This is a genomic window from Dietzia papillomatosis NBRC 105045, from assembly GCF_001570845.1.
In the GTDB taxonomy this organism is placed as follows: Bacteria; Actinomycetota; Actinomycetes; order Mycobacteriales; family Mycobacteriaceae; genus Dietzia; species Dietzia cinnamea.
Window position 1 is genome coordinate 18625 of sequence record NZ_BCSL01000008.1, and the last position, 17013, is coordinate 35637.

The 17013-nt window shown below is 72.2% G+C and carries 17 protein-coding genes; 8 read left to right on the forward strand and 9 right to left on the reverse strand.

The features are described from left to right. Positions 1-3: 3 nt before the first annotated feature. The 4 genes from DPA01S_RS04130 to DPA01S_RS04145 form a co-directional block, all read right to left on the reverse strand. Positions 4-900 (reverse strand): DUF8176 domain-containing protein, encoded by an 897-nt coding sequence (locus DPA01S_RS04130; protein ID WP_061914267.1) that lies wholly within the window; start codon positions 898-900, stop codon positions 4-6. A 121-nt stretch (positions 901-1021) separates the two neighbouring features. Then, on the reverse strand, positions 1022-1930 hold the full coding sequence (locus DPA01S_RS04135; RefSeq protein WP_061914269.1) for a DUF5926 family protein: 909 nt from the start codon (positions 1928-1930) through the stop codon (positions 1022-1024). 71 nt (positions 1931-2001) lie between these two features. Then, positions 2002-2889 carry a glycerophosphodiester phosphodiesterase family protein gene (locus DPA01S_RS04140; RefSeq protein WP_061227860.1) on the reverse strand — a complete coding sequence of 296 codons (888 nt, stop codon included), beginning with the start codon at positions 2887-2889 and terminating at the stop codon, positions 2002-2004. A gap of 3 nt (positions 2890-2892) precedes the next feature. Further along, positions 2893-3735: a DUF4328 domain-containing protein gene (locus DPA01S_RS04145; protein ID WP_232303001.1), complete on the reverse strand. Its 843-nt coding sequence runs from the start codon at positions 3733-3735 to the stop codon at positions 2893-2895. A gap of 105 nt (positions 3736-3840) precedes the next feature. On the opposite strand from DPA01S_RS04145, the gene DPA01S_RS04150 reads away from it, so the two are divergent. Then, a complete protein-coding gene (locus DPA01S_RS04150; RefSeq protein ID WP_061227859.1) occupies positions 3841-4212 on the forward strand; it encodes a DUF488 domain-containing protein in 372 nt (123 codons plus the stop codon). A 235-nt stretch (positions 4213-4447) separates the two neighbouring features. Further along, complete coding sequence (locus DPA01S_RS04155) at positions 4448-4651, forward strand: cold-shock protein (RefSeq protein WP_017837502.1); 204 nt, start codon at positions 4448-4450, stop codon at positions 4649-4651. Positions 4652-5047: 396 nt separating this feature from the next. Here DPA01S_RS04155 and msrA read toward each other — a convergent pair whose 3' ends face one another. After that, entirely contained in the window at positions 5048-5725 is a 678-nt protein-coding gene (gene msrA, locus DPA01S_RS04160) for a peptide-methionine (S)-S-oxide reductase MsrA (protein ID WP_061227858.1), read from the reverse strand. 104 nt (positions 5726-5829) lie between these two features. Here msrA and DPA01S_RS04165 point away from each other — a divergent pair, with 104 nt between their 5' ends. Further along, a complete protein-coding gene (locus DPA01S_RS04165; RefSeq protein ID WP_156482532.1) occupies positions 5830-6003 on the forward strand; it encodes a hypothetical protein in 174 nt (57 codons plus the stop codon). Between the two features lie 39 nt (positions 6004-6042). Here DPA01S_RS04165 and DPA01S_RS04170 read toward each other — a convergent pair whose 3' ends face one another. Beyond that, positions 6043-6498: an NUDIX hydrolase gene (locus DPA01S_RS04170; RefSeq protein ID WP_232303002.1), complete on the reverse strand. Its 456-nt coding sequence runs from the start codon at positions 6496-6498 to the stop codon at positions 6043-6045. Positions 6499-6658: 160 nt separating this feature from the next. Here DPA01S_RS04170 and DPA01S_RS04175 point away from each other — a divergent pair, with 160 nt between their 5' ends. From DPA01S_RS04175 to DPA01S_RS04185, 3 genes are all read left to right on the forward strand, one after another. Then, complete coding sequence (locus tag DPA01S_RS04175) at positions 6659-7261, forward strand: superoxide dismutase (protein WP_007629669.1); 603 nt, start codon at positions 6659-6661, stop codon at positions 7259-7261. Positions 7262-7522: 261 nt separating this feature from the next. Then, entirely contained in the window at positions 7523-9604 is a 2082-nt protein-coding gene (locus tag DPA01S_RS04180) for a neutral/alkaline non-lysosomal ceramidase N-terminal domain-containing protein (protein WP_061227855.1), read from the forward strand. Positions 9605-9665: 61 nt separating this feature from the next. Next, on the forward strand, positions 9666-10433 hold the full coding sequence (locus DPA01S_RS04185; RefSeq protein WP_007629673.1) for an SDR family NAD(P)-dependent oxidoreductase: 768 nt from the start codon (positions 9666-9668) through the stop codon (positions 10431-10433). A gap of 132 nt (positions 10434-10565) precedes the next feature. Here DPA01S_RS04185 and DPA01S_RS04190 read toward each other — a convergent pair whose 3' ends face one another. Further along, positions 10566-11297, reverse strand: a complete 732-nt coding sequence (locus DPA01S_RS04190) for a hypothetical protein (RefSeq protein ID WP_061227854.1) — start codon at positions 11295-11297, stop codon at positions 10566-10568. Between the two features lie 346 nt (positions 11298-11643). Further along, on the reverse strand, positions 11644-13335 hold the full coding sequence (locus DPA01S_RS04195; protein ID WP_061914209.1) for a TM0106 family RecB-like putative nuclease: 1692 nt from the start codon (positions 13333-13335) through the stop codon (positions 11644-11646). Between the two features lie 111 nt (positions 13336-13446). Here DPA01S_RS04195 and DPA01S_RS04200 point away from each other — a divergent pair, with 111 nt between their 5' ends. Together DPA01S_RS04200 and DPA01S_RS04205 are read left to right on the forward strand one after the other, a co-directional pair. Next, positions 13447-14289 (forward strand): DUF6474 family protein, encoded by an 843-nt coding sequence (locus DPA01S_RS04200; protein WP_061914211.1) that lies wholly within the window; start codon positions 13447-13449, stop codon positions 14287-14289. Beyond that, positions 14286-15011, forward strand: a complete 726-nt coding sequence (locus tag DPA01S_RS04205) for a copper resistance CopC family protein (RefSeq protein ID WP_232303003.1) — start codon at positions 14286-14288, stop codon at positions 15009-15011. The genes DPA01S_RS04200 and DPA01S_RS04205 overlap by 4 nt, the downstream gene beginning before the upstream one ends. 340 nt (positions 15012-15351) lie before the next feature. On the opposite strand, the gene DPA01S_RS04210 is transcribed toward DPA01S_RS04205, so the two are convergent. Beyond that, positions 15352-16917 carry a succinic semialdehyde dehydrogenase gene (locus DPA01S_RS04210; RefSeq protein ID WP_061227850.1) on the reverse strand — a complete coding sequence of 522 codons (1566 nt, stop codon included), beginning with the start codon at positions 16915-16917 and terminating at the stop codon, positions 15352-15354. Positions 16918-17013 lie beyond the last annotated feature (96 nt).

A 17013-nucleotide genomic window follows, 5' to 3' on the forward strand; every position in this document is an offset into this window, starting at 1 on the left:
CGCTCAGCCGGCCGGGGTGATGGAGACGATCCCCCACGTGCCGTCGGGGTTCTCGGCGAGTCGCACGCGCTGACGGATCAGGACCGGATCGGCCTCCGGCGGGTACTCGGTGAGGTCGACCTCGAGCAGCGTGGGCGACAGCTCCCGCGCCTCCACGCAGTGGGTGGTGCCCTCGGGGACCCGCTCGACGCCCTCGACGCGCAGCTGCTCCTCGGTCATCCGACTGGACGGCGAGACCGCCTCGAACGCCTTCGCCGCCGACCGCTCCACGTAGTAGGCGTGGTCGAACGCCAGGACCGCGCCGGCGGGCGTGTCGAGCGATCCGGGCCCAGCGCCGACCACGCGGCCGGGCTCCGAGACCTCGGTGCACCCTGTGACCGCCTCCTCGGAGGGACTGACGGCCCCGCGGGTCACGACGAATCCGAGCACCGCGGACCCGCCCAGCACCGCCACACCGGCGGCGACCAGCAGGGCGATCCGCACCGGACGGCGGTCGAGCACCACGGGCGACCGCGGCGGCTCGTCGACCGGCCGGGGCACCTCCGTCGCGATGGAGCCCAGCGGGAGGCTCGACAGGTCGTCGACGTCGACGCCCGCCGTCCGGGCGGGCCCTGATCCCGCAGAGGCGGGTGCGCCTGCACCCGCACCCGCACCCGCACCCGCGCCCGCACCCGCACCGAGCGTGATCCGGGTCGGTGGGGCCTCACGCGCGGGCTCGTCAGCGCGGCCGCCGGCCCGCGACGCACCCGCACCGTCGGCCACACCCGCAGACCGGTCGACCGCGGGCACGCCCGGGAGCGAGGAGTCCGGGCCGGGCCCGGTCCGCAGCCACGGCGGGACCGTCACCTCGGGGAGACGGGGCGACTCGTCGTCGTCCCCCCTGGTCGGTCGGTCGGCCACGCGCCCCACTCCCTCGGATCGTCCCGGGTCGACACATCGCGTCGTGGGCGACCCTCGACGTCGCCCGAAGGGATCCTAGAACGCACGGCGCCCCGTCGGGGGTCCGTGCCGCGCGGACCTTCTAGCGGAGGGTCACCTGCCGGGCGCGCAGCCCGTCGCGGGACGACCGCTCCTCGGAGGTGAGCGGGGCGTCGTTCGCGAGCGCCTCGCGCAGCCGCGCGTCGAGCTCCTGCAGACCCGGCGCCCATTCCTGGTGGTGCATCTCGCGGTCCAGGTCGAACACCGGCACCAGCAGCCCGTGCGTGCGGAAGGACCCGGCGAAACGGGACCCCTCGCCCAGGTGCAGCCCACCCGCCGCGTGGACCCGGGCCAGCGCCTCGAACAGCGCGTCCTCCTCCTCGGGCCGGACCCAGCGGATGTGCGCCTTCTCGCCGGCGTCGACCCACCACGCGGCCTCGATACCGTCCGCCTCCACGCGCGCCGAGGGCATCATGACCTCATTGGCGTTGCGGACCGCCTGCTCGATCTCGGGGGCGACCTGCACTCCCTCGGCCACCCACCACGAGAAGTCGTGGTGGACGACGATCTCCAGCGGGGCGTCCCGGACCATGACGTCCGCCAGCGACGGCGTCGACCCGGTCGGGTGCGATGAGGTGAGCGTCTCCCCGCCGCCGGCGCGGCCCGCCCAGTCGAGCGCGTACGCCAGATCGGCGGCCGGGTCGGGGCCGTGGACCTGCACCTGCAGCCCGACCATCGCCTCGCCGCCGAGCTCGGAGTCGCGGACCAGGGCTGCGATCGCGCCGGGCAGGACCGTCGCCAGCGTCACGTCGCGCCCGCCTCCGACCGTCGTGAGTTTCGCGGTGGCCGACGGCACGAACTCGCGCATCGCCACCATGTCGCATTCGCCGGCGAACCCGGCGAACGGCCGCGGCTCGACGCTCAGGTCCTCCCGCTCGGCCGCGCGTGCGGCGATCTTGGCCTGGCGGTTGCCGCCGGCCTTGGGCTCGTTGTGCCTGTTCCGTCTACCCACGGCCCCCACGATACGGTGCGACTTCGTCAGGTGCCCGCCGGACCGGCGAGTCGGCCGGTCGGTGCCGGCCCCTATGCCCCCGGATCACCCGGCAGGCCCCGCGTCGCCTCACTCGGCACGCCGGCGCCGGCCCCGTCCGCGGGCCCCTCGGTCGGCGGCGTCGCGCCGTCGAGGACGGTCAGCGCCCGCGCCGGCACGTTGGTGCCCACCCAGTCCACGCCGAGGTCGCGACACAGGAGGAGATCGGCGGGGTCGTCGACGGTCCAGCAGTACGTCCCCATGCCCCGTGACCGCCAGTACTCGACCAGCCACGGCCGGGCGCGCAGCGCGCTGATGCTCGGCCCCATCAGTTGGGCGCCGAACCCCTCGGCGGGCCAGGACTTGAAGACGTTGCGCCGTTCGCGCAGCTGCACGGTCGGCACGTCCGGCGCCAGCTGCCGGAACCGGCGGACGGCGGAGACGGAGAAGCTCATCATCACTGCGCGTGACTCGGCGAAGGACGCGGCCCGGTCCAGCCCGAAGTACTGGAGTTCGTCGCGCAGCGCGGTCTCGACGCGCCCGCCGGTGGGCACGGGGTGCTTGGTCTCGAGGAACAGGCGGACGCGGGGATACGCCTCGGCCATCACGAGGAAACTGCGCAGGGTCATGACCGGCTCCGGCCTGCGGTGGACCGGGTGCCAGGAGCCCACGTCGAGGGCCGCGACCTGGTCGAGGGTGGCGGAGTGGACCCACAGGTCCCTGTCACCGACGCGGGTGGTGCGCGGGTCGTGGAGCAGCACCGGGACGCCGTCGGCGGTGAGGCGGATGTCCACCTCGAGCGCCTCGGCGCCCTGGTCGAGGGCCTGCTGGTAGGCGACGCGGGTGAGTTCGGGATATTCGGCCGAGGCGCCGCGGTGGGCGACGACGCCGCTTCGGGTGGAGACGGGTGAGGGCAGGTGGGTGGTCGCGGGGACCGTCACGTCTCACTCCTTCCGGGTCGCGGACGCCTCCACGATCCCCGCCGGGAGGAACCTGCGGGTGAACCGCGGGGAAGGGTCGGTGAAACTCCGCATGACGGACCGGGTCTCGCGGGCGGTCCACACGGCGGCGAGGGCGGCCAGGGCGGTGAGCAGGACGGTGTCGGCGGCGGCCTGGGAGCCCTCGCCGCTGCCGCGCCACAGCGCCAGGGCGACGGCCAGGGCGTTGACGCCCCACGCCGCCCACCAGCGCCTCAGGTCGGATCGGGAGGGGGCTCGGTCCGACGCCCGGCGCAGTTCCTCCAGGTAGACGGGTAGGCGGAAGAAGTTGACGACGACGAGGAGAGCCCCAGCCCACAGGCCCGCCCGTGACCGCGGATCCGGGACCGGCGCGTAGGCCCGTCGTCGGGTCTCCACGAGCCAGGCGGTCGCGGTGATGGCAGCGGCGACGCCCACGGCGATGGCGACGATCCCGGTCACCCAGACGAGCGCGGTGGTGACGGCCTCGATCCACCACGGCGCGAGCCGGTCGGCGTACCAGGCGAGTGCGGCGTAGCGCAGGCCGTGGGCGACGGCGGTCGCGGCGAACCAGGCGCCGGCGGCGCGCATGATGCCGGGGGCGGCCGAGGCGAGGCGGGCCGGCCGGGGCGCGGCGGGCGGCTCGAGTCGGTGCGGGATCGCGACCGGGGGCAGGCCCCACCTCGGGGTGGCCGGATAGGCGGGTGTCCGCGGGCCCCACGCGGGTCCGGTGCGGTAGCGCGGCAGGGGCGGTCGCGGGGTCGGTACTGGCGACCGCCACGGCGGGTGCGCGACCCAGCGCCACTGCCCCTGCCGCCGCGGTGTGGTCATGGCGACCATGCTGGCACAGCCCGGGTGGCGCGGGCGCGCGGTGCAGGTGGCCCGGTCTCGCGTCCGCGGATGGCGCGGGCGCGCGGTGTGGCACATGCTGGGGTCATGTCCGTGAGCTGTGTGCGCGTCCACGATCTCGTCTCAGGCCGCGCCGATCCCGGGGACGCGTACGTGGTGCTCGTGGACCGGCTGTGGCCGCGGGGCGTGCGCAAGGACGCGTTCCGCCACGACGAGTGGTGTACCGACGTGGCGCCGTCGACCGAGCTGCGGCGCGAGTTCCACGGCGGCGATCTGGACTTCGCCGACTTCGCCGAGCGGTACCGCGCCGAGTTGGCCCGCCCTTCCGCGGCCGGGGCTGTGGAGCGCCTCGCGGCCCGGGCGGCCGACGGGAAGCTGGTGCTCACGTATGCGTCACGGGACACCGAGCACAATCACGCAACGGTCCTCGCGGACCTCGTCCTCGCCGCCTCCTGCTGACCGGACCGGACCTGCGCCACGCGCCGTTCATGTATCCGTCATCACAGAGGGGGTGACGGACCGCGCAGCCGTGTGTATGGTCTGTCTCAGTAGTTGAAATCGTTCGTTGTATTTCTGTAGATCCACCGCCCTTGCGAGAGGGCAGTGCGGCACCGCAGGGAAACACACAGCACGCTCTCTGCTGCAGCACCCGGTACTCCGACAAGCGGAGCACCGACTCTCGAAAGGCATCATTATGGCTACCGGTACCGTGAAGTGGTTCAACGCTGACAAGGGCTTCGGCTTCATCGCCCCCGACGACGGCTCGGCCGACGTCTTCGCCCACTTCTCCGCCATCAACGGCTCGGGCTACCGCTCGCTCGAGGAGAACCAGCAGGTCTCCTTCGACGTCGCGCAGGGCGCCAAGGGCCTGCAGGCGGAGAACATCACCCCGATGTGATCTGACGTCAGAGTGATCTGACGTTCCCAGACTGCACGAGAGGGCCCCGCGGGAGAGATCCTGGGGGCCCTTTCGCATGTCCGGGTCCGCGCACAGCCGCTCCCGGCGATGGCGTCTCGCTCCCCTGCCTGGCGTCTCGCTCCCCTGCCTGGCGTCTCGCTCCCGCGGCCCGCGCACAGCCGCTCCCGGCGATGGCGTCTCGCTCTTCTGCCTGGCGTCTCGCTCCCGCGGCCCCGCACAGCCGCTCCCGGCGATGGCGTCTCGCGCGCACCGAAGAGCGGGCGAGACGCCATCGCGAGGGGCGGCTGCGTTCGGGGCTACGGCTGCGAAGGCCGCGACGCCTGCGGAGGTCGTGGGTCGCGGCGTCCGCGGAGGCCGGAGCCGCGACGGCCGCGATCAGATGGGGCAGGCGACCCCGCTGCGCACGTGGCAGTCGTAGCCACCGGGATTCTTGACCAGGTACTGCTGGTGGTAGTCCTCAGCGTAGGTGTACTTTCCGGAGCGGACCTCGTCGAGCATTCCGATCTCCGTGGTCAGCGGCCCGTAGCCCGCGGCGTCGAGCTCCTTCTGGTAGCCCTCGGCGATGCGGCGCGCCGCCTCCAGCTGCTCCGGCGTGGTCGTGTAGATCGCCGAGCGGTACTGGGTGCCCATGTCGTTGCCCTGACGCATCCCCTGAGTGGGGTCATGCCATTCGAAGAACTCCGCGAGCAGCTTCTCCACGGGCAGCACCTCGGGATCGAAGACCACGAGAACCGCCTCGGTGTGGCCGGTCAATCCCGTACACGTCTCCTCGTAGGTCGGGTTGGGCGTCCACCCACCGGCGTAGACGGCCGCCGTGGTCCAGACGCCGTCGAGCTGCCAGAGCACCTTCTCCGCACCCCAGAAGCAGCCCATACCCAGCACGATCGACTCGTGCCCCTCCGGGAACGGCGGCACCATCGGATTGCCCGTGACGATGTTCTTCGGCGCCACGACCACCGGTTCCGCCCGGCCCAGCAGCGCCGAGTCGGCGTCGACGACCTCGGTCGCCCGTCGCATCGCGGATTGTCTGATCGCGTCCTGTAGCCAGCCCATGTAGCCAGGGTAACCGCGTCGCGGGATCGAGATCCGGCCGTGATGTGACCGATCCCATAGTCCGCGTTACAGTGGTCGCCAGTACGACCGAGGGGGATCTGGACGTGACCGCCACACAGCCTGCAGTCCAACGACTTCGCGCCATCTTCGACGCCGATCAGCCGCAGCCGTTCGACGGGACCGGCTGTAGCGATCACGTCCGCCGCCGCAATATCGCGGTGCCCGTCGCGCTCGCCGTCATCCTTCTGGTCGTGCTCATCGCCCTGCTCGTCCTCTGACCGGCCAGCGCGCGGTCGGGGCCCCGGCACGCGGCGAGGTCAGCTCGCCGACGGGCCTCCGAGGCGCTCGCGCGCGACCCGCACCAGCAGCGGCGCCCACGGCGCGCAGTCGTCCTCGGGCAGGGCCGCGATCTCCCTCAGTTCGCCCACCGTCACCCACCGTGCCTCGGCGATCTCGGCCCGCGGCTCGGGATCGCCGTCCATCCGGGCGGAGAACACCTCAGAGACCAGCAGGAACCCGGGCTCGTTGGCGGTGGCCGTGTCGAACCGGCCGAGCGACTCCAACGCGTCAGGCGTGAGGGGCACCCCCAGCTCCTCGTCGATCTCCCGCACCGCGCACTCGAGCGGCGACTCCCCCGTCTCCCACTTGCCTCCCGGCAGCATGAAGCGGTCCGTGCCGACCTTGCGCACCGTCACCACGGCGCCGTCGGGCCGACTCAGGATGACGGCCGAGACCGAGATGGTGCGCACGGCCGCCGTATCGGAGTGATCCACGGTTCTGATCATGGCAGGACACCGCGGCCGCCCGCGAGCCCACCGCGGCGCCGGACGACGCGCTCGCCCGCAGATCACTATGGTGGAGACGGACGCCGTGACAGGCGCCACGGGTCGACCCCGCGCGCTGCCCGTCACCCAACTGAAAGGACACTCCACTATGGCCGAGTACGTTCTTCCCGATCTCGACTACGACTACGGCGCTCTCGAGCCGCACATCTCCGGCGAGATCATGGAGCTGCACCACTCCAAGCACCACGCCACCTACGTGAAGGGCGCCAACGACGCCCTCGAGCAGCTCGCCGCGGCCCGCGAGGACGGCAGCATCTCCGGCAAGGCCCCGCTGCTGAGCAAGAACCTGGCCTTTCACCTCGGTGGCCACACGAACCACTCCATCTTCTGGAAGAACCTCTCTCCGGAGGGTGGCGACCGCCCCGAGGGTGAGCTCGCCGCCGCGATCGACGCCGAGTTCGGCTCGTTCGACAAGTTCCAGGCGCACTTCAACGCCGTCGCGACCACCCTGCAGGGCTCCGGCTGGTCCGTCCTCGGCTGGGACCACATCGGTCAGCGCATGGTCATCCAGCAGCTCACCGACCAGCAGGGCAACATCTCGGTGAACATCACCCCGCTGCTCATGCTGGACATGTGGGAGCACGCCTTCTACCTCCAGTACAAGAACGTCAAGGCCGACTACGTCAAGGCCTTCTGGAACGTCGTCAACTGGAAGGACGTGGCCGAGCGCTACGCCGCCGCCAAGGGCTGACGGAATCGGACCCGTCACGGCTCTCCTGAGCTGACAGCGGCCCGGGTGGGGATCACCCCGCCCGGGCCGCGTCCTGTCCGCCGCCGGGGTCCGCGACCGTGGAACCGGCCGGGCCCCGGAACGTGGAACCGACCCGGCCGGTGGTGCGCACCCGGCCCGTGGTGCGCACCCGGACGGTCGTCCGAGACGCTACTGTGACTCACGCAACCGCCCCGGCGTCCGCCGCAGCGGCGCACCCGCGCGAGAAGTGAGGTCCCTTCGGTGTCCAACGGCGAGCGACAGGTCGACCACTCCCAGACCGGCACTCCGACCGGCATGAGTCGCCGCACCGTCCTGGGCGGAGCCGCCGCCCTCGGCGGGATCGCGGCCCTGCAGTCGGTCCTGCCCGCCGTCGCCTCAGCGCAGTCCACGGCCCTGTACGTCGGCCGCGGCATCGGGGACATGACCGGAGAGCCGCTGGGCGCGGGCATGAACGGGTACGCGGACACCGAGCAGCTCTCCGTCGGGCTGCACCTGCGGCAGAGGGCCCGCGCCTTCGTGTTCGCCGACTCGCCGTCGTCGCCCCGGTTCCTCCACGTCACCGCCGAGATCGGCCTGATCTTCCAGTCCATCCACCAGGAGGTCCTCCGACGCCTGGCGGCGGAGTTCGGCGGCACCTACCACGAGGGCAACGTGGTCATCACCGCCACGCACACCCACGTCGCCCCGGGCGGCACCTCCGGCCACCCGATGGTCGACCTGTCGATGCTCGGCTTCCGCCCGGTCACGTTCGAGGCCAACGTCGCCGGCATCGTCGACGCCGTCCGGATGGCGCATCACGACCTCGCACCCTCGGAGGTCGGCGTGACCACCGGCACCCTCCGCGACGCCGGCGTCCAGCGTTCCCGCGGCTCGTTCGAGCGCGACACCCCTGAGGAGCGCGCCCACTTCCCCGAGGGGATCGACCCGCGGTCGCAGTCGCTGCAGATCACCCGCGGCGGCCGGCTGGTGGGCGTCCTCAACTGGTTCGCCACACACGCCACGTCCATGACCTCGCACAACCGCATCGCCTCGTCGGACAACAAGGGGTACGCCGCCTGGCACTGGGAGCGGGAGGTCGCGGGCCAGGACTACCTCGCCGGCGTGACGCCGCACCTGGTCACCGCCTTCGCGCAGACCAACCCCGGAGACGTCAGCCCCAACCTGGACCTCGAACCCGGCCGCGGGCCGACGCCGGACGAGTGGCTCAACACCCGCATCAACGGCGAACGACAGTTCGCGGCCGCCCGCGACCAGGTGGGCAGGGACGTACGCCCCCTCGGCGGCGGGATCGACGTGCGACACGTGTGGGTCGACATGTCCGCCGTCGAGGTGGGCCCTCAGTTCACCGGCGACGGGCGCACCCACCGCACCGCCGTCGCGGCACTGGGAGCATCGTTCGCCTCGGGGAGCCAGGAGGACGGCGGCGGCGGGGACGAGCTGCCGTTCGCCGAGGGCGACCGCGGCGGCAACCCCGCGGTCAAAGCCCTCACCGACGTGGTGATCCCCGGGTGGCTGCGCGAGGCCCACGCGCCCAAGGACGTCCTCCTCCCGGTGGGGCTCGTGCCGAACGCCGTGCAGCGCGTGTACCCGTTCCACCTGGTCCGCCTCGGCACGCACTACCTGTTCACCCTGGGCTTCGAGCCCACCGTGGTGGCGGGTCTGCGGCTGCGGCGCACGCTCGCGGCCGAACTGGGCGTGGCGGAGGACCACGTGACCGTCCAGGGATACTCCAACGCGTACGGCCACTACGTGACCACGCCCGAGGAGTACTCGGCCCAGAACTACGAGGGCGGCGCGACGATCTTCGGGCCGTGGACCCTGCCCGCGATCCAGCAGATCGCCGCCGACCTGGCCCGCTCGATTCGGGCGGGGACGCCGCTGGATCCCGGAACCTCCGAGCGGGACCTCACCGGACAGATCCCCGTCTCCCCGCTCGGTAACCCGCTCGTCGACACCCCGGCCCCCCTGCGGAACTTCGGCGACGTCCTGGACCAGCCACTGCCGGAGTACCGGGTCGGGCAGCGCGTCCTGGTGAGGTTCTGCGGCACCCACCCCAACTCGGATCTGCGCCGCGGCGGCACCTACCTGACGATCGAACGCCGCGACGGCCGGCGCTGGGTTCGGGTCCACGACGACGGCGACTGGTCCACGATGATCGTGTTCGAGGGGCTGCTCACCGTGACCAACGCAGTCATCACGTGGGACATCCCGCCGCGCACCCCGGCCGGGGAGTACCGGGTCGTGTACACCGCGTCGGGCCGCGGGTTCGACGGCCGCCTGTTCCCGGTTCGGGGGCAGAGCCGGGGCTTCGCGGTCCGCTGAGGCGTGGTCTGGGACACTGGAACCGACATTCGTTGCAGTCCCAAGTGAAAGGACAACACCCGTGGACATCAAGGGTGCTTCCGTCATCGTCACCGGTGCCGCCTCCGGCCTGGGTAACGCCACCGCGCGTTCCTTCGCCGAGAAGGGCGCCGTCGTGTTCGGCCTCGACCTCCAGCAGTCCATCGACAAGGCCGTCGAGCAGGGTATCGACGAGGGCATCACCCTCATCGCCGCCGACGTGACCAGCGAGGACGACGTCAAGGCCGCCATCGCCCGCGCCACCGAGGCCGCGCCGCTGCGCGTCGTGGTCAACTGCGCCGGCATCGCGCCGGCCGCCCGCATCGTCTCCAAGAAGGGCGTCCACGCGCTCGACCTGTTCGAGACCTGCATCTCCGTGAACCTCGTGGGCACCTTCAACGTGCTGCGGCTGGCCGCCGAGGCCATGTCCACCCAGGACACCGTCGACGAGGACGGCCAGCGCGGCGTCATCATCAACACCGCATCCGTCGCCGCGTACGAGGGCCAGGTCGGGCAGATCGCCTACGCCGCCTCCAAGGGTGGCGTCTACTCGATGGGCATCTGCGCCGCCCGCGACCTCGCGCAGTTCGGCATCCGGGTCAACACCATCGCCCCGGGCACCATCGAGACCCCGATGCTCAAGGGCCTGACCGAGGAGTTCCAGAAGTCGCTCGAGGCCGCGATCCCGTTCCCGTCGCGCCTCGGCCGCCCGTCGGACTACGCGCAGCTGGCCAACGCGATCGTCGAGCACGACTACCTCAACGGCGAGTCGATCCGCATGGACGGCGCCCTGCGCATGGCGCCACGCTAGTCAGCGCGCCGCGCACGGCAGCGCGGCGCTCCCCCTCGAGCGCCGCGCTGGATTGCGCCGCGCTGCAGCGTCGCAGACGACTGAGGCCCGCCCCCCTGATCGGGGCGGGCCTCGGTGCTGTTCGAGCCGGTGTCAGCCGCGACCGTTGTCGATGGCGGGGCCCGGAGCCGGGGCCGGAGCCGGGGCCGGAGCGGCACCCTGGGCCGGGGCCCACGGCAGCGGCGGCAGCGGCGGGAGGGCGATGCCGGCGGCGGTGAGCGCGGCGTGGATCTCCGGCGCGAAGTAGATGCCCGCACCGATGGCGGCGACGGAACCCAGCCCCAGGGTGGCGGGAACGAGCGAGCCGGTGCCGCCGGGGAGCGAGCCGGCACCGAGGGACCCCTCCATCGAACCGAGAACGGTGGTGGCTCCCTCGCCGATGCCGAGCGAGCCCGCGATAGGAGCGTAGATTGGGGCCAGCGAACCGGTGGTGGGCTCCCCCAGAAGCGAATCAGTGGTGGTGATGGAGCCCGTGCCGGGTGCCGGGCTGAGCGAGTTGACGCCGGAGGAGGCGATCGCCTCGGACAAGGAGCCCGAGAGCGAGCCGGTGGTCGGCTCGCCGATCAGGGAACCCTCGGTATCGAGGGAGCCGTTGCCGGTGGCATTGCCGTCCAGGATAAGCGAGCCCAGGTCCTCCGGGACCGAACCGTTGCCGGCCGAGTCGCCGGAGCCCTCGCTGCCGGAGCTCAGCTCGCCTGAGCCGCCGGTCAGGCTGCCGGCGTCCAGGCTGCCCTCGCTCTGCGCGTTGGCGACGCCGGTGGCGCCCGAGATGGCCAGAGCGGTGGCGGCAGCGACGGCGGCCACCTTGCGGGTCGTGAACGTCATTTCTTCGTCTCCTCGTGTGGAAAAGGTCCCCAGGCGCGGAGGCTCGTGGCCGAACCACCCCGGGCGGGGTTTGACGGCGTCAAAACAGTGTTATGGAGAAACCGCTTCGACCGCCCTGCCCGCAGGTCGGTGCACTCAGGACGTCAACGGAGAAAACTTAGTTAATTCTTAGTTATAATCTGGCCCGAGAACTATTCTCGGCCTGCGATTCTGGCCTCGTCCGGGCGGATCCGGTCACGCTTCTTCCCGTGATTACACCACCGCCGATGCCTCGAGGCCCACCCCCGGCGTCGGGAGCGGGCCTCGAGAGCGGAAACAGTACGGGGCGGAGGAGGCCCCGGAGGAGCTAGTAGCCATCCCGGCTCGAGCGGGAGATCCACTCGCGCACAGCGCGAGTGGCCCGGACATCGTCCTCGTTGTACTCCAGGATCCGTTGCCTTCCCGCCTCACGCTCGACACCCCGGGCCGCCTGCGCGTCCCGGTACCACCCGAGCGAGGCCTCACCGCCCGCTTCCGGATCGCGCCAGGTGAACCCGGCGACCGGCGCGACCACCTTCAGGCCCAGGCCGGACGTGGACACGAACTGGGTGGCGACGGCCTCGTGAACGTCCACCCACAGCGGAGAGGAGATGAATCGCCGCACCTCGGCGACGCCGGGGACCCCCTTGACGACGGCGAGGGTGCCTTCCGGGCCGAACCTGCTCGCCGAGGAGAGGAGCCAGCCGTTCTCGGCGGCCCGTGAGTAGCAGTACGCGCGGAACGAGCGCCCCTGCCCTGCCGCCCGGTCCCGTATCCCGGTGAGCCAGCGCCAGAATTCCGCGAACGCCCGCCCCTCGTCGGCGCCCGGAAGTCGCGACCACGTCACGAACGGCCGATAGCCCTCGTCCTCGAGCGGCCGCCCGTCCCTCAGGGTGAGCAGCGTGCCCCACAGGTAGGCGCCGTCGTCGAGGTGGCTCTCGAGGTCGACGTCCACCTCCACGTCCGCCCGGGGGATCGTCGGCCGCGCCACCTTGGGCACCACGACCTCGCCGTCGCGGTGCGCCCGCGCGCGCAGGACCGCGTCGGAGTACGGCTCGCCGTTCCAGTCGGTCGGCCGGTCCGGCCCGGCCTCCGCGAGTTCCGCCACGGTCCGGATCCCCCGCGCCCTCAGGGCCCCCACCTGTCCGCCGCCGACGACGAGGCTGACGTCATCGGACAGGACCAGCCGGTCGCGACACCCCTCGACGGGCCCGTCCCGGTCGTCCCACCCCTCCCACCACGGGCAGGTGCGGCATTCGCCGATCCGGCTGGGGGCGGTGTCCAGCTCACCGCGCACCACCGCCAGTCGCGTGGCGTGGGTGCGGTCGGCCGGGTCGAGCACGGGCTCGAGGTCGTGCACGACCGCCCTCGCCGAGCCCAGCCCGAGCACCGCACCCACCGGACTCGACGCCGCGTGCCCCGCGGTCTCGAGCAGACGCCAGGCGTGGACGAGCCGGTCGAGGTCCGCCGGATGGCGCCGTACCCGCAGGGAAGGATCGGGCTCCGGCGCCCAGTCGAGGAGCCGCGTCACCGTCGCCGTCGCCGACCCCTTGCCCCGCCTCGGATCGACCACCTTGTGGTTGACCACCAACACCGGCGCGTACCCGCCCCCTGGCACGGCCGCCAACGTGCACCTCAGGCCCGCCCGACCACTGCCCTCATCGGCGGGGAGGGCGGCGCCCCACACCAGAGTCGCCCCATCGGCCAACGCCCGGAGGGTCTCCTCCTCGTCGTCGTCACCCGGTACGTCCCCCGGCAGATCCGTCCAGTGGTCCCCCACCACGTCCACCACCGCGGCGTCGGGGCGAGCGCCCGCGAGCGCGCGCTCCCTCAGTCCCGCGCGGCGATCCGCCGCAGCCATGGCGCGCAGCCTGACGCCCTCGTCGATCGGCGCGGTCCGCCACCACCCCGGCCGGGCGTCGCGCTCCCGGGCCACTCGGTGCAGACATCTGGCCCCCGACGCCGGTCCCACCACCGCCGCGTCGGGGACCCGGCCCGTGGTGCGCTCGGCGTCCTCCATCGCCGTCCATCATGGCCCAGCCGCCCAGTGCACGACGGTCCGGTCCTCAGTGCCCGGCAATTCGCCTAGGCTGGTGGCCTGATGTTCGCGACGAGAGAAGGATCGACGCCCATGGGCAAGCTGACGACCTACCGCGACAAGCGTGCCGGACTCCGGGCCCATGCCGCGGCGCTCAAGTCCACCGCCATGACCGAAGCCAAGCTCGCGGCCAAGGAGGCCCGCAAGCAGGCCAGGGAGGCCCACCGCGTGGAGCTGGCGGAGGCCAAGAAGCGCGCCAAGCTCGAGGGCAAGAACGCCGACCGCAGGGCAAAGCGGGAGGAGAAGCGCGCCGAGAAGCAGAACAAGCTCGACCGCAAGGCCGCCAAGCGGGACCGGAAGGCCGAGAAGGTCCACGCCAAGGAGGAGCGCAAGACCATCAAGCGCGAGGCCAAGATCCTGGCCAAGGACCGGAAGCTCGCCGAGAAGATCGACGCCGCCGGCCGCAAGCACGAGTACCAGCTGGCCGAGATGGAGCTCGACAAGCTCAAGGGCACCAAGCTCAACAAGGACGACGTCCAGCGCTGGCTGAACATAGCCCAGGTCGCCACCCCGGTGCTGCTGCCACTGCTCTACAAGGTCGTGTCCAACGTGCAGAGCTCCGACAATACCGCCGGGGCCGGCGGCGTCGATCTCAAGGCCGCCGGCATCAACGCCACCGGCCCCGGTGCCGCCCTGGGTGCGCGGATCGTCCGCCTCGAGCGCACCCTCGACCAGCTCGAGACCAGCCGCGGTGGCGAGCGGGAGGTCAAGGACTTCGTCGCCTCCACCCGCAAACGCCTGACCGACCTGCGTACGGCCGTCGAGACCGCCGAGACCACGCCCACCGCCCAGCGGCGCGAGATCCACTCCTCGATCTCCGGCGAGCTCGACCGCGTGAACAAGGACGTCCTGGCCCGCCTGGGGGTCAAGGCGTGACCCAGCTCCGCTGTCGTCCGGTGCAGCGTGGTGGTCGGGCGCTGGGTGGGCGTCCGGCGCTTGGTGGGCGTCTGGCCTCCGTCGCGGTGGCGGCCGCGCTGCTCGGCGGCGTCACCGCCCCCGCCGTGCTGCTCGCGCCCGTCGCGGCCGCGCACTCCGTGCTGATCTCCGTAGACCCGGAGGACGGCTCGCAGCTCGACGCGGCGCCCGAGCAGATCGTGTTGACCTTCAACGAGGAGGTCAACCGGAACTTCGCCTCCGTCGCCGTCACCGCCGGTGATGACCGGGCGAACCGCGTGGCCGGCGAGCCGATGGTCGACGGCGAGACCGTCACCGCGCGCGTCGACGACCTCGCGCCCGGCGCCTACACCGTCGGCTATCGCGTCACCTCGGCCGACGGGCACGTCGTGAGCGGGTCCTCGGTGTTCACCGTGGCCGGTGCCGAGGGTGGCGCCGGTGCTGGCGAGGCCGGTGGTGAGGGCGGTGCAGCCGGCGGCGAGGGCGGTGCCGGGGCTGAGGGTTCCGCTGCCGGCGGGGCCACGGCTGCCGACGCCGGTGGCGAGTCCGCGGACGCCGATGCGACCGAGGCCGATGTCGCCGACGAGACCTCCGGCGAGAGCTCCGGGGTCAATCCCGTGATCTGGGCGGTCGGCGGCCTGGCCGTCCTGCTCATCGGCGGGGCGTTCGTGCTGCTGCGCCGGGGTCGCGGCAGCGGCAGCTGACTGACCGGCTGACTGACTGACTGACCCGGGGCAACGGGCCGGCGCGCGCTCCGGACCTCGGCCCGCCCCCGGGCAGCCGCACGCCTCCTTGGCGTCTCGCTCCCGAGCCTGGCGTCTCGCTCCCGCAGATGGCGTCCCGCTCCTGGGCCGGGCGTCTCGCTCCCGCGAAATCCTGGCCAGCCGCACGCCTCCCTGGCGTCTCGCTCCTCCGGATGTACGTGAGACACACAGCCGCTCCTCGCCATGGCGTCTCGCCCACACTTCGGGGCGGGCGAGACGCCATGTTGGCGAGCGGCTGTGGTCGGGTGAGCGACCTACGCAGCTCCGGCCCGTAGTCGGGCTACCGCCCCGGCAGGAACCGCATCGCGTTGGTCGCGGGCGCGAGCACCTGCTGCCACCGCTTACGCGGCAGGAACGACGGCCCGCCCATGTGCATCACTCGCTGCGTGGCGATCGTCTGGGCCTCGGTGTACTTGAGCAGGCCCTCGTCACCGTGCCGGCGGCCGACCCCGGAGGCGCCCATGCCGCCCATCGGCCCGGCGACCGAACCCCAGCCCGCGACGTACCCCTCGCCGACGTTGACGGTGCCCGTCCGCAGGCGCGCCGCGATCGCCTCGCCCTCCGCGTCCGTGGCGGCGAACACCGAGGAGTTGAGCCCGTATTCGGTCTTGTTGGCCTCGGCGATCGCCTCCTCGACGGAGTCGACCGGGTAGATCGACACCACCGGGCCGAAGGTCTCGTCGCCGAAGCAGGTCGCGTCCTCGGGCACGTCGGCCAGCAGGGTGGGCTCGTAGAACAGGGGGCCCAGGTCGGGCCGGGCCCGCCCGCCGGCCAGGACGCGGGCCCCCTTGGACACGGCGTCGTCGACGTGCGCGCTCACGGTGTCCAGCTGGTCCTGCGAGATGAGGCTGCCCATCTCGGCCTCGAAGTCGTACCCCGGGCCGACGCTCATGGCCTTGACGCGGGCGGTGAGCTTCTCCGTCAGCTGCGCCGCCACGGACTTCTCCACGTAGAGGCGCTCAACCGAGATGCACAGCTGGCCGGAGTTGGAGAAGAAGGCGCGCGTGGCGACCTCGGCGACGCGGTCGAGGTCGGCGCCCGCGGTGACGATCATGGCGTTCTTGCCACCGAGTTCGGCGGAGAATCCGATCAGACGCTCGCCGCACTGGCGCCCGAGCGTGCGGCCGGTCGCGGTGGAACCGGTGAACATGAGGTAGTCCACGTTGTCGACGATCGCGCCGCCGACGGTCCCGCCCGCACCGGGGACCACCTGGAACAGCTCGCGTGGCAGGCCGGCGCGGTAGAACATGTCGGCCGCCGCGAGCGCGCAGAACGGGGTGATCGACGCCGGCTTGATCACGACGGCGTTGCCGGCGATCAGCGCGGCGAGTGCGTCGGTGGCGGCGAGGTTGAGCGGGTAGTTCCACGGCGCGATCACGCCCACGACGCCCTTGGGCTGGCGGCGGACCACGGCTTTGGTCAACCCGGGCAGCATGCCCTGGACCCGCTTGGGCGCGAGCAGGCCGGGAGCGGTGCGAGCGTAGTGGCGGGCGGTGATGAGGCAGTCGAGGACCTCTTCCTGCGCCGACGAACGGCTCTTGCCGGTCTCGGCCTGGACGATGTCCATGAGCTCGGCCCGGTTGCGCATGACCTCCTTGGCGAACCGGGTGATCACGGCGACGCGGTCGGCTACGTCGCGGTCGGCCCACGCCACCTGGGCGGCGCGGGCCCGCTCCACCGCGGCGACCACGTCGTCGGCGGTGCCGGCGGGGATCTCCGCGAGCGGCTCGCCGGTGAAGACCTCGTTGATGGTCGACGACGGGCGACTCGACGGGTCGGCGCGGAATTCGGGGATCGCGACGAGGTCGCGGAGGCGGTCGTACACGCGGGGCGCAGGTCGGCTCATGCCCGCCAAGGTTACCGGCGAGTACGCGCCGCTGTACACCCCGGCATGATTTGTCAATCCACGCACCCGATGCTTGACCCTGACGCGGCGTCAGGC

What these genes read in the sequence shown, in the direction of transcription:
- DPA01S_RS04145 (WP_232303001.1), bottom strand. Translation starts at nt 3,735, where the DNA reads ATGACCACACCGCGGCGGCAGGGGCAGTGGCGCTGGGTCGCGCACCCG.
- DPA01S_RS04150 (WP_061227859.1), top strand. Translation starts at nt 3,841, where the DNA reads ATGTCCGTGAGCTGTGTGCGCGTCCACGATCTCGTCTCAGGCCGCGCC.
- DPA01S_RS04155 (WP_017837502.1), top strand. Translation starts at nt 4,448, where the DNA reads ATGGCTACCGGTACCGTGAAGTGGTTCAACGCTGACAAGGGCTTCGGC.
- msrA (WP_061227858.1), bottom strand. Translation starts at nt 5,725, where the DNA reads ATGGGCTGGCTACAGGACGCGATCAGACAATCCGCGATGCGACGGGCG.
- DPA01S_RS04175 (WP_007629669.1), top strand. Translation starts at nt 6,659, where the DNA reads ATGGCCGAGTACGTTCTTCCCGATCTCGACTACGACTACGGCGCTCTC.
- DPA01S_RS04190 (WP_061227854.1), bottom strand. Translation starts at nt 11,297, where the DNA reads ATGACGTTCACGACCCGCAAGGTGGCCGCCGTCGCTGCCGCCACCGCT.
- DPA01S_RS04195 (WP_061914209.1), bottom strand. Translation starts at nt 13,335, where the DNA reads ATGGAGGACGCCGAGCGCACCACGGGCCGGGTCCCCGACGCGGCGGTG.
- DPA01S_RS04200 (WP_061914211.1), top strand. Translation starts at nt 13,447, where the DNA reads ATGGGCAAGCTGACGACCTACCGCGACAAGCGTGCCGGACTCCGGGCC.
- DPA01S_RS04210 (WP_061227850.1), bottom strand. Translation starts at nt 16,917, where the DNA reads ATGAGCCGACCTGCGCCCCGCGTGTACGACCGCCTCCGCGACCTCGTC.